Genomic DNA, 11975 nt, shown 5'->3' on the forward strand with positions numbered 1-11975 from the left:
AGCCCACTGTTCGTCAGAAAGATCCCCTCGCCCCACACCCAGATCATCGCGATGCGGGACGAGGCGCCGAGCCGATTTTCAAAACACGGCCTAGCGCGGCCAGACGGGGGTGGAGATCAGCCGCTCCCATTCCCGGTCCGGCATTCCCGGCACCGCCCGGCCCGCCTGCACCCACTGGGCCACCAGGGCCGAATAGACGGGGAATTGCCGGGTCGACCGGATCGGGTCGGCGGTCGGCGGCTCGCTCACGTACCGGCTCTTCGGAATGAAGGCCATCCGTTCCCATTTCCCGGGATTACCGGGATCCGGCGGCGCCATCCTCGCTCCTTCCGCTGCTATTCCCGCATCATTACACAAGCCTCGCAACGGAGTGATTCAGGCACTCGATGTCGCGTCGCGGAAGTCTGTGCGAGCGGCGTCGAAATACCGTGCGGACATGAGATTCCCGCGTCCGCGGTGGCTCCTGCTCGCACCGGCTGCGCTGCTCGCGCTCGCCCCCGGAGCCCTCGCCTCCGCCTTCGGCGGTCCCGTCGAACTCCCCGCCCCCGCCGAGGGGTTCAATCTGCTCGTCGTCGGCACGGACTCGCGGTCCGGGGTCACCGCCGCCGAGAAGGAACGTTTCCGGCTGGGCGGCCAGGGCTGCGACTGCTCCGACGTGATGATGCTCGTGCACGTCTCCGCCCGGCACGACCGGGTCAGCGTCGTGTCGCTGCCGCGCGACTCGCTCGCCGAACTCCCCGGACCCCACACCGTCCTGCGGACCGGCGCCGTCCACGACTCCCACCCGGCGAAGATCAACGCGGCCCACGCCGAGGGCGGGGCGCAGCTGACCGTCGAGACCGTCGAGGCGGCCACCGGGATCGACGTGCACCGCTTCCTGAAGGTCGACTTCCGGCGGTTCATGGACACCGTCGACCGGATCGACGGCGGGGTGGCCATCTGCACGGCGAAGCCGCTGAAGGACCCGTCGACCGGGCTCGACCTCGCGGTCGGCACCCGGCGGGTGGGCGGCGGCGAGGGACTGCAGTACGTGCGCTCGCGGAAGGCCGACGGGGAGATGGACTTCGGCCGCATCCGCAAGCAGCACCGGTTCGTCGCCAACGCGCTGGACCGGATCCGGTCCGACCGGATCTTCGGGGATCCCCGGAAGCTGGCGGCGCTCACCGCGACCCTGCGCGGGACGGAGTCCGCCGAGCGCGGCATCTCGCCGGCCGAACTGCTGCGGCTCGCCGCCCGGCTGAAGCGGATCGACCCCTCCCGCTTCGAGTTCGCGACCGTGCCCGTCCGCGGCTACAACCCGGTCGTCGAGGGCGCCGGGTCCACGGTGGGCTGGGACGAGGAGGGGGCCGCCGAGGTCTTCGCACGGCTCCGCGCCGACCGTCCGCTGCCGCCCGCCGACGCGGTCGCCCCGAGCGCGATCTCCGTCGCCCGCTACGACCCCGCCAGGGGATCTTCGCTCATCTGCCCGTAGGCCGTCCGGTGGACATGCCGGAACCTCCGCCTCCCCGACCAGTTGATCAGCACGGCCCGACAGTCAGCTCGGGCCAGCAATCCGAAAGGCCAGAACCATGAAGAAGCTCCTCGCGACCGCTGCGGTGGCTGCCTCGGTCGTCGGCGTGACGGCCGGCCCGGCTCTCGCGATCGCCGATGACGGCGGCACCACCTCGCTCTCCGGCAACGGCGCGCACCAGGAGTTCGGCAACTCCGCCACGTACGGCAACATGAGCCCGCAGTTCGCGCTCGTCCAGGGTTCCCTGAACAAGCCGTGCATCGGTCTCCCGGCCAAGGTCAACGCCGGTTCGCTGGTCGGTGCCATCCCGATCGCGGTCCAGGACATCAACGTCCTGTCCTCCCCGCAGAACCAGCAGTGCGTCGAGAACTCGACCCAGGCCAAGGGCGACGAGCCGCTGTCGCACATCCTCAGCGACATCCCCGTGCTGTCCGGCAACGGCGCCGGCAACCACTGAGCATCGCCGCTCGGCCACGGCGCGGCCCCGTCGTCCCTCTCCGGAGGGGCGGCGGGGCCGTGTCCGTTCGGGGCCTCAGCGCAGCAGGCGGGCCAGGGCGTCCGGGTCGGTGACGGGTGCGTCGCAGGTGAAGTGACGGCAGACGTACGCGGCGGGTGACCCGGCGACCAGGGGGCGGTCCGCGAGGAGCGGGAACTCGCCGTCGGGGGCTCCGGCGGCGAGGACCGCCCCGGGAGTGGTGGCCCGCAGGGCCGTACGGCGCAGCTCCTGGAACGCGGGGTCGGCGGCGGCGCCGACGAGGGCGATCTCGCGGGGCCCGTCGAGCAGCGCCTCGGCGACGGCCAGGCCCCAGCCGATGAAGCGCGGGGCGCGCGGGCCGAGGGCCTTGACCACGCCGAGGGCTCCCTCGGCGGCGGTCCTGTGGGCCTCGGAGCCGGTGTGGGCCGCGTACGAGAGCAGTGCTCCGGCGGCGGCGGTCCAGCCGGACGGGGTGGCGTTGTCGGTGGGGTCCTGGGGGCGCCGGATGAGGGCCTCGGCGTCGTGGGCCGTGTCGAACAGCGTGCCCCCCTCGCCCGTGAAGCGGTCGAGGACGTGGTCCAGGAGGAGGCCGGCGAAGTCGAGCCAGGCGCCCTCGCCGGTGACGGCGGCGAGGGCGAGGAAGCCCTCGGCGACGTCGGCGTAGTCCTCCAGGACGCCCGCGTTGGCGCCCGCCCGCCCGTCCTTCGAGGTGCGGGTGAGCCGGCCGCCGTCGTCGAGGTGGAGGCGGACCAGCAGGTCGGCGGCCTCGGTGGCGCGCTCGACGAGGTCGGGGCGGTCGAGGAGGACTCCGGTCTCGGCGAGGGCGGCGATCGCGAGACCGTTCCAGGCGGCGACGATCTTGTCGTCGCGGCCGGGGCGCGCGCGCCGCTCGCGGGCCGCGTGCAGCCGGGTGCGGATGGAGGCGATCCGGCCGGCGTCGGCCGGGCCCGCCTCCTGGGGGAGCTGGAGGACCGAGGCGCCGTGCTCGAAGGTGCCGTCCTCGGTGACGCCGTAGTGGGTCGCGGCGAGGGCGGCGTCGTCCGCGCCGAGGGTCTCGGCGAGCTGGGCCGGGGTCCACGCGTAGTAGGCCCCCTCGACGTGCCGGCCCGTGCCGTCGTCGGAGTCGGCGTCGAGGGCGGAGGCGAAACCGCCCTCGGGGGTGCGGAGCTCGCGGACCATGAAGTCGGCGGTCTCCAGGGCGACCCGGCGGGCGAGGTCGCTGCCGGTCGCCTTCCACAGGTGGGTGTAGACGCGGCACAGCAGCGCGTTGTCGTACAGCATCTTCTCGAAGTGGGGGACGACCCAGGCGCGGTCGACGGAGTACCGGGCGAAGCCGCCGCCGAGCTGGTCGTAGATGCCGCCGCGGGCCATCGCCTCGCAGGTGTCCGAGGCCATCTGGAGGGCGCCCTCGGAGCCCGTACGGGCGTGGTGGCGGAGCAGGAACTCCAGGACCATCGACGGCGGGAACTTGGGGGCGCCGCCGAAGCCGCCGTGGGTGGCGTCGTACTCGCGGACGAGGCCGAGGAGGGCGGCGGCCGACTCCTCCTCGCCGGGCAGACCGCCGCCGCCGTGGGCGAGCGAGCGGCCGGCGAGGTCCTTCACGATCCGGTCGGCGACCTCGGCGACCTCGCCGCGGCGGTCGGACCAGGCGGCGCGGACGCCGTCGAGGACCTCGGGGAAGGACGGCATGCCGTGGCGGGGCTCCGGCGGGAAGTAGGTGCCGAAGTAGAAGGGGGCCGCGTCGGGGGTGAGGAAGACGGTCATGGGCCAGCCGCCCTGGCCGGTGGCGGCCTGGACGGCCTCCATGTAGACGGCGTCGACGTCGGGGCGCTCCTCGCGGTCGACCTTGACGGCGACGAAGTGCTCGTTGACCAGCGCGGCGGTGGCCTCGTCCTCGAAGGACTCGTGGGCCATCACGTGGCACCAGTGGCAGGAGCTGTAGCCGACGCTGAGGAGCACGGGGACGTCGCGGCGGCGGGCCTCCTCGAACGCCTCGGCGGACCAGGGCCACCAGTCGACCGGGTTGTCGGCGTGCTGGAGCAGGTAGGGGGAGGTCTCATGGGCCAGTCGGTTCGCCATGGGCCCATCCTCGCGCACCCGCATCCGCGCCGCCCACACGCCACCCGCGTGGGGTGGTGGGAGGGGCGGTGCGGGCGCGGGGGGCGGGGTCAGGTGGGGGGTGGGGTGGTTTCTAGGGCGCGGCGGACGAGGTTGCGGTCGACCTTGCCCGTGGAGGTCTTGGGCAGCGGGTCGGTGGTCAGGTCGAAGGCGGTCGGCACGGCGGCGCGGACGGTGTGGCGCGCGCAGTGGCTGCGCAGGGCGAGGGTGGAGACGGCTCCGGGGGCGGTGACGCGCAGGACGGCGTGCAGGCGCTTGCCGGCCACCGGGTCGGGCAGGGCGATCACCGCGGCCTCGACGACCTCGGGGTGGTCGAGGAGGACCTGCTCGACGGCCTGGGTGCTGATCTGGAAGCCGCGCACCTTCACCATGAAGTCGGTGCGGCCGAGGACGCTGACGGTGCCGTCCTCGTGGCGGGTGACCACGTCGCCGGTGCGGTAGTAGACGCGGCCGGGTACGCCGTCGGGGTGCGGGGCGAAGCGCTCCGCGTTGGGGGCGTTGAGGTAGCCGGCCGTCTGGAAGGGCGTGCTGACGAACAGTTCGCCGCGGCCCTGGCCGGTGACCGGTTTGCCGTCCTCGTCGGTGATCAGCCAGTCCACGCCGGGCAGCGGGCGGCCGATCGGCAGCGGGGCGCGGACCGGTGAGCCGCGGTCGATGAGGTGCAGGAAGCTGTTGTTCGTCTCCGTGCAGCCGTAGTTGTTGTACCAGCGGGCGTCGGGGAAGACCTCGGCGAGGCCTTCGAGGACGCGGCCGGGGGTGCTCTCGCCGGCGAAGACGATGTGCTCGGGCGTGGTCAGGGGGCCGCTGTCGGCGGTGGCCTCGATCAGCAGCTGGAAGAGGAGCGGGACGCCCTGGACCAGGGTGACGGCGTGGTCGGCGACGAGGTCGCGGAGGTACGAGGGGGAGGCGCCGCGGTCCGGATCGGCCAGGACCACGGTGCCGCCGTGGGCGAGGGTGCTCCAGATGTCCAGCAGGCAGAGGTCGAAGTTGAGCGGGGCGTAGTTGAGGACCCGGGCGCCGGGGCCGAGGGGGAAGGACTCGCCGGCCCAGGCGGTGAAGCGGGTGACGGCGCCGGTGGGGACCGGCACGATCTTCGGCAGTCCGGTCGAGCCGGACGTGGTCAGCATGAAGCCGACGGTGTCCTCGGCCACCGGGGCGGGCGGCTCCGCGGGGCCGGCGGGCGCCGCCGGGTCGCCGGTGAGGTCCACGAGGTGGTCGACGAGCGGATGGGGCTCGGTGCCCAGGACCGCGCGGCAGCCGGCCTGCTCGTACAGGGAGCGCAGGGGTTCCTCGGGCAGTTCGCGGGAGGGCAGCAGGAAGGCGCGGCCGGCCATGAGGCAGCCGAGGACCAGGGCGACGGCCCGGGGCGACTTGCGGACGAGGAGCCCCACCGGGTGGGCGGGGTCGGGGACGGCGGTCTCGACGCGGGCGCGGGCGCGGACCGCCATGGCGTACAGCTCGCCGTAGGAGACGGGGCGGTCCTCCCAGACGAGGGCGGGTGCCCCGGGTCGTTCGGCGGCGTGCGCGGCGAACGCCTCGGCCAGGGTGCGGCTCATGACCGGCCGCCCGCCGCGGCGGCCCGGTCCGCGGTCTCGCGGATGGCGCGCACGCTGCGGAAGCGCGGGCCGGTGAGCTCGCGGTCGGGCACGACGACGCCGTGCGTCCGCTCCAGCCAGGAGGCGACCTGGAGGAGGCCGAGGCTGTCGATGACGGCGGTGGCCAGGAGGTCGTACTCGGGGTCGAGTTCGGCGATGTCGACGGAGGGGAGGAAGCGCTCGACGACGAAGCGGGCTATCTCCTCCTCCGTGACGGTGCCGGCCGGGGCCGGGGGCGTCCGGGACTCGGTGGTCATGGTGTCTCCTCTCGCGGGTCCCCGCCGGCCGGGCCCTGGGCCCGGCCGGGTGGGCGGCCTCACACCTCGATGAGTGTGCAGAACCAGTGCATTCCGGGTGCCGAGATACCGGCCAGGGCGACGAGGTCGCCCTTGGCCAGCTCGCCGGCCTCGACGTGGCGCCACAGGCAGACGAGCTGGTCGGCGGCGCCCATGTGGGCCAGCTCGCGGGCGAGCGCGGCGTTGGTGCGCTCGACGGGCAGGCCGACGGCCTCGCCGGCCTCCTGGACGGCCCGCTGGTTGTCGTTGATGAAGACCATCCGGGCGATCTCGTGGCGCTCGCGTCCGGCGCGGACCAGGGCCGTGTCGACGACGCCGGCCAGGCGGGCGCGGATCTCCCGCTCGAACTCCTCGAAGCGGTCCGGGTCGCGGTCGAAGTGGCGGAAGACCGCGATCTTCGGGTCCACGTCCAGGTTGCCCTCGCCCTCGGGCGCGACGGGCGCGGCGGCGCCGCCGTACTCGATGCGGAAGAGGTCGGCGTAGTCCGAGTTGGTGAGGTGGGCCGAGGAGAGCCGGCGCAGCCGGGGGTGGTCGCGCTTCAGGACGGCGGCGACGGCGCCGTCGCTGGCGATGGTGGCGTTGAAGTCCATCCGGTTGGCGTGCGCCTCGCTGAGCACGTTGACCAGGACCAGCAGGACGGTGTCCGTGTCGGGCGACAGGGCCATGGCGCCCGCGGCGTGGTCCAGGGCGGGCGACCAGGCGGCGCAGGACTGGGTGAACTGGACGGTGGGGACGGTGCGGGCGCCCAGTTCGCGGGCGACGGCGGCGGAGGTGTCCCAGCCCAGGTACTCGGGGATGTCGGAGACGCCGACGATCAGGAGGTCCAGGTCGTCCACGTCGAGGTCCGCGTCCTCCAGCGCCTCGCGTGCCGCGCGCGCGGCCAGCGCGGTGGGCGTGTCGCCCTCGCTCAGCCGGTAGTACGTGTCGTAGCCCATCTTCTCGGCGACGCCGGGGTCGGCCAGGTACGCGGCCGCGGTCTCCCGGACGTCGCACTGTTCCCCGAACGCCGTCCCGACGGCGACGATGCCCATCTCCACTGCCGGTCCCTCGATTCTCCGTCTGTCACTGCCGGAACCGCCGGCCCGGTGTCATGCCGTCAGCGCGCCGTGCACGTCCTGCGCCCAGCGGAGCAGCCGTTCGTCCTCGCCGGCGGCGCCGACGCACTGGAGGCCCAGCGGGAGGCCCGCCCCGGAGCGTCCGGCCGGGACCGTGACGACCGGCAGGCCGGCGCCGCTCCAGGGGAGGGACATGACCGAGTCGCCGGGGTTGTCGAGTCCGCGGGGGGCGGGGCCGGTGGCCGCGGGGGTGATCCACAGGTCGACGCCGTGGCGGCGGGTCGTGTCGTCGAGGCGGTCGCGAAAGTCGGCGCGGGCCTTCTGGGCGTCGGCGTAGTCGGAGTCCTGGGCGGTGCGGCCCTGGAGGATCGCCTCGGCGGTCCGGGGGTCGTACCGGTCGGCGTGGCGGTCGAACAGGTCGGCGTGGGCGCGGGCCAGTTCGTAGAGGTTGATGACGAAGAGGGAGAAGGCGTCCTGCTCGAAGTCGTCGAGGACGGGGACCTCGCGGATCTCGTATCCGGCGGCGCGCAGGACGGTCACCTGCCGGTCGAAGGCGGTGCGCGCCTCGGGTTCGGCGAAGCCGAGGTACGGGCCCACCGGGACGGCGAGCACCGGCCGTTCCGCGCCGGCGCGCTCGGGGCGCCAGTCGTCGCAGAGGACGGAGGCGGCGAGGGCGGCGTCGGCCGCGGTGGCGGTGAAGGTGCCCACGGTGTCGTACGACGGGGAGGTCGCGAGGACGCCGTCGGTCGGGATGCGGCCGTGGGTGGGCTTGTATCCGACGACGCCGCAGTAGGCGGCGGGGCGGATCAGCGAGGCGATGGTCTGGGTGCCGAGGGCCAGCGGGACGAGTCCGGCGGCGACGGCGGCGGCCGAGCCGCTGCTGGAGCCGCCCGGGGTGTGGTCGAGGTCGTGCGGGTTGCGGGTGGGGCCGGGGGCGGTGACGGCGAACTCGGCGGTCACCGTCTTGCCGGCGATCAGCGCGCCCGCGGCGAGGAGCCGCGCGACGGCGGTGCCCTGGGGGCCGGCCAGTTCCTCGACGGGCAGGGTGGAGCCGGCCCGGGTGGGCAGCCCGTCGACGTGCAGGATGTCCTTCACGCCGACGGGCACGCCGTACAGCGCCGGAGTGTCCGGTGCCGGGTGGCGGTCCGTGACGTCCCGTGCGGCCGCTCGTAAGCGCTCCGTCCGCTCCGGCTCGTCCACGAAGGCGCGCACCGCCCGGTCCACGTCGGCGATGCGCCGGAGGGTGGCGTCCGTGTGCTCCCGCACGCCGGTGGCACCGGTGCGCAGGCTCTCGGCCACGTGGAGCAGGGACGTGGTCCGCACTGGATCTTCCATGGCTTCCTTCGTGTCTCGCCCCGAGGGGGAGGGGCGGGGGCCGGTACGGCGGGACGGGCGGTCCGTGCGGTCACGGGCCGGCCGGGGCTACTTCTCGACGGAGCGGTTCATCTCCCTGGTCTTGGTGACGACGCCGCCGAACATCGCGAGGCCCTTGATGAGCACCCGGGGGGTGCCGGGCTTGTTGTGCTTCCGGGCGCCGCGCTTGCCGAACACGCCGAAGAGTCCGAAGCCCCTGACCTCGACCTCGATGTCGTCGGGGAGGACGATCTCGGTGCCGCCGAAGAGCGCGACGGCCCGGATGACCGTCTCCTGCTCGGCGTACCGCGCCTCGCTGAGGTCGAGCCGGCCGCCGCCCCACATGGACCAGGCGGTGAAGCGCGGCGGGACCACCCACTCGCCCTGGCGCTCGAACCCGCCGAACATGCCGAGGGCGAAGCGCGAGGTGGGCGCGCGGTCCACCACGAGGGCGTCGCGGGGGCCGATGTCCGGCAGTCCGCGGCCCGCCACGTCGAGCTCTCCGTGGGTCCTGGCCTCGTAGACCTGGGCCAGCCGGGCGTCGAGGTCGGCGATCTCCAGGCGGCCGGCGGCGACGGCCGCCCGCACCTTCTCGGCGACGCGGTTGCGGTCGTCGTCGGAGGCCAGGAGCTCGCTGCCCCGGGCCTTCTCCATCTGCTTGTTCTGGTCGTGATGTCCGGAGTGTTCTGTCATGTCGTCAACCCTTCCACACCCTGCTTCCGCACGGCGCTCGTCCTCTTTCGAACTGTCCTCTTTCGAGCGGTCGTTGGTGTCGGTGTCCACCACCGGTCCGCGGACCGGCACGCCGGGAGGATCGATCTCCCGGACCTCGGCCAGAGGAATGTCGAGGATGCTCAGCCTGCCGCGGGCGACGTGCAGGGCGAGGGCGAGCGCGGCCATGCAGACGGCCAGGAGCAGGACGGCGGTGCGGACGCCGAAGGCGTCGGCGAGGAAGCCGGCGGCCAGCGGGCCCGTCCACTGCACGGCCTGGACGCTGAACCTGACGACGGCGGCCAGCCGGCCCAGATAGGCGTCGGGGACCAGCCGCACCTGATAGGACTCGATGACCACGTTCAGCGGGACCATGCTGGTCATCGCGACGAGCAGGACCAGACCGATCTGCCAGGGGCGGGGCACCCAGACCACGGCGGCGAAGCAGGCCACGAAGAGCCAGGCGGCCACCAGCATCACCCGCCGGGCGCCCATCGTCCGCATCAGGGCGGGTCCGACGGTGGCGCCGAGCAGGCCGCCGACGAGCGCGAGCGAGGTGGCGGTGCCGACGTCGGTGGGGCTGCCGCCGCGGTGCTGCACGAGGACCACGAAGAGCAGGGTGAAGCCCTCGGCGACGACGTTGAGCAGGGCGCCCCAGACGATGGTGAACACGAGGTACCGGCTGCCGCGGACGATCCGCAGGCCGTCGGCCATCTCGGTGAACAGGCCCGGTCGCGGGCCCTGGCCCGTGTACGGGTCGGGGCCCAGCGGGCGGCGGATCAGCGCCGAGGCGAGCGTGACGAAGAGGAAGGAGAGCGCGTCGAAGAGGAACGGCATCCAGCGGGACATCGAGTAGAGCAGGCCGCCGAGCGGGGCGCCCAGCAGATGCGCGACCATGTCGCGGCCCATGCCCTGCGCGGTGGCCGTGGGCACCTGCTCCTTGGGGACGATCCGGCGCAGGGCGGACATGGACACGCCGCTGCGCAGTCCGGCGGCGAGGCCGCCGGCCAGGGCGAGCGCGTCCAGGACGAGGACCACCGGGTCGCCGCGGTACACGAGGAGGGCGACCGCGCCCATGGCGAGGGCCTGGCCGAACGACGCCGAGATCATCAGCGCGCGGCGCGAGACACGGTCGGCGAGGACGCCGCCGACGGGCAGCATGACCAGGGTGCCGATCATGTGGCAGGCGGTGATGAAGCCGGCCTGGGCCACCGAGCCGGTGGCGGAGAGCATCAGGAGGGGGAAGGCGAGCGTGGTGACGCTGGTGCCGAGGGTGGACACGCCGTTGCCGGTCCACCAGTACATGTAGTCGAGATTGCGCCACAGCGACGGGGGGCGGGTGTCGACCTCCCCGGTCCGCTCGTCCTCCTCGGAGCGCGGCTGCGCCGTGGCCATGCGTCCTCTTCCCCCGTGCCGTGCGGTGCCCGGGATGACCTCCCGGCTCCCCGCCGATGCTCGTCCAACCGGGGAGGGCCCGGCCAGGCAGTGCACCGGCAACTTCCGGCCGGAGTTGCCGCCGCGGCGGGGGGCCTCGGGGGGCGCGCTCCGGGCGGCCCCGGGGCGGGTACGGGGACGCCGCCCGTACGCCCCGGGGCGGGTGCCGGGAGGCTTGCTCCGGGGTGGTGCGGGAGGGCACCAGGACGCTGCCTCGGACGGTTCGGGGCGGGTACGGGAACGCCGTGCCGTACGCCCCGGGGCGGGTGCCGGAAGGCCCCTGCGGGCAGTCCGGGCGCGCCGGAAGGCTCGCTCGCGGTGCGGCGGGCGGGACGGACCGGACGGGCGAGACGGACGAGCGGGCGGGCGGGCCGGGCCGGCGGGAGCCGCCGGCCCGGCCTGGGGTCAGAGCCAGCCGCGCTCGGCCGCCCGGTAGCCCATCTCGAAGCGGCTCTCCGCGCCGAGCCGGGCGGAGAGGTCCGCGACGACCCGGCGGACGGTGCGCAGGGAGACGCCGAGGCGTCTGCTCACGGCGCCGTCGGTGAGTCCGCGCGAGAGCAGCCGCACCAGCTCGCGCTCCTGCGGGCTGAGCCCGTGCTCGTCGGTACCGGTCTCGGTGCCGAGCGGCACGCCGCCCTCCCACACGTGCTCGAAGAGCGCCTGGAGGGCGGCGAGCACACCCGGCGAGGTGATCTCCATGACCGCGTACCAGGGGTCGCCGGGGTCCACCGGCAGCAGGACCCGGCTCCGGTCGATGACCAGCATGTGCACCGGGAGCGACGGGACGGTGCGCACCGGGCAGCCCGCTTCGGCGCAGCGGGTGGCGCGGCGGAGCGTGGCGGCGTCGGTGCGGATGCCGTCGGTGTAGACGGAGCGGTTGGCCACCTCTCTGTTGTGGACCTGGGTGGTGAGGGCCGCGGCCAGTTCCAGCCATTCCGTGTTGCGGACGCCGCCGGGGACGAAGGCGAGCCATTCGGCCTCCACGTCGCCGGCGAGCTGCCAGAGCCGGTCGGTCACCGCCTCCCGGCCGGAGACGTGGACGCCGCCCGCCTCCATGCCGCCGGGGTGGCGGTCGGCGAAGTGCGCGAGGAGGTCGAGGACGGTGGCCCGGTCCTCCTCGAACTCCCTGATCCGGTCCTCGATCCCGGTGATCTGCCGGAGCAGCAGGGACTTCAGGCCGACGTTCGGGTCGACGAGGCGGCTGCGGCCCTCCCGCTGCGGCAGGAGCAGGTCCATCTTCTCCAGTCGCTCGATGGCGGAGCGCACCTCGCCCGTGGGCAGGGCGAGCTCCTTGGCGAGGTCGTCGACACTCTTCGAACCGCTGCCGATCAGGCCTCTGTACACGGCCGCGGCGAGGTGGTCGAACCCTAACCGTCCTAGTCTTCCGAGCATGAGCTCGCGTCCCCCTGTTCCCCGTTACCTTCGGAG

General features: G+C 74.0%; 10 protein-coding genes. 2 read left to right on the top strand and 8 right to left on the bottom strand.

Going from position 1 to position 11975, the window contains the following annotated elements; all coding sequences use genetic code 11:
• Positions 1-90: 90 nt before the first annotated feature.
• Positions 91-276 (bottom strand): hypothetical protein, encoded by a 186-nt coding sequence (locus ACF1BN_RS28320; protein WP_392334425.1) that lies wholly within the window; start codon positions 274-276, stop codon positions 91-93.
• Positions 277-436: 160 nt separating this feature from the next.
• On the opposite strand from ACF1BN_RS28320, the gene ACF1BN_RS28325 reads away from it, so the two are divergent.
• Together ACF1BN_RS28325 and ACF1BN_RS28330 are read left to right on the top strand one after the other, a co-directional pair.
• On the top strand, positions 437-1471 hold the full coding sequence (locus tag ACF1BN_RS28325; protein ID WP_392334426.1) for an LCP family protein: 1035 nt from the start codon (positions 437-439) through the stop codon (positions 1469-1471).
• A 97-nt stretch (positions 1472-1568) separates the two neighbouring features.
• Positions 1569-1967 (top strand): rodlin, encoded by a 399-nt coding sequence (locus ACF1BN_RS28330; protein ID WP_388865859.1) that lies wholly within the window; start codon positions 1569-1571, stop codon positions 1965-1967.
• A 75-nt stretch (positions 1968-2042) separates the two neighbouring features.
• On the opposite strand, the gene ACF1BN_RS28335 is transcribed toward ACF1BN_RS28330, so the two are convergent.
• The 7 genes from ACF1BN_RS28335 to ACF1BN_RS28365 form a co-directional block, all read right to left on the bottom strand.
• Positions 2043-4064, bottom strand: coding sequence for a thioredoxin domain-containing protein (locus tag ACF1BN_RS28335; RefSeq protein ID WP_392334427.1), 2022 nt, complete (start codon positions 4062-4064; stop codon positions 2043-2045).
• 89 nt (positions 4065-4153) lie between these two features.
• Positions 4154-5659, bottom strand: coding sequence for an AMP-binding protein (locus ACF1BN_RS28340; RefSeq protein WP_392334428.1), 1506 nt, complete (start codon positions 5657-5659; stop codon positions 4154-4156).
• On the bottom strand, positions 5656-5955 hold the full coding sequence (locus ACF1BN_RS28345; protein ID WP_392334429.1) for an acyl carrier protein: 300 nt from the start codon (positions 5953-5955) through the stop codon (positions 5656-5658). The genes ACF1BN_RS28340 and ACF1BN_RS28345 overlap by 4 nt, the downstream gene beginning before the upstream one ends.
• A gap of 59 nt (positions 5956-6014) precedes the next feature.
• The gene (locus ACF1BN_RS28350; protein WP_392334528.1) at positions 6015-7025 is read right to left on the bottom strand and encodes a 3-oxoacyl-[acyl-carrier-protein] synthase III C-terminal domain-containing protein; all 1011 of its coding nucleotides are present in this window, start codon (positions 7023-7025) and stop codon (positions 6015-6017) included.
• Positions 7026-7082: 57 nt separating this feature from the next.
• Positions 7083-8384: an amidase gene (locus ACF1BN_RS28355; RefSeq protein WP_392334430.1), complete on the bottom strand. Its 1302-nt coding sequence runs from the start codon at positions 8382-8384 to the stop codon at positions 7083-7085.
• Between the two features lie 87 nt (positions 8385-8471).
• Complete coding sequence (locus ACF1BN_RS28360; protein ID WP_392334431.1) at positions 8472-10508, bottom strand: MFS transporter; 2037 nt, start codon at positions 10506-10508, stop codon at positions 8472-8474.
• Between the two features lie 444 nt (positions 10509-10952).
• Positions 10953-11939: a LuxR C-terminal-related transcriptional regulator gene (locus tag ACF1BN_RS28365; RefSeq protein WP_392334432.1), complete on the bottom strand. Its 987-nt coding sequence runs from the start codon at positions 11937-11939 to the stop codon at positions 10953-10955.
• Positions 11940-11975: the final 36 nt, after the last annotated feature.

Origin of the sequence: Streptomyces sp. NPDC014861, from assembly GCF_043081625.1 — a bacterium.
Classification (GTDB): Bacteria; Actinomycetota; Actinomycetes; order Streptomycetales; family Streptomycetaceae; genus Streptomyces.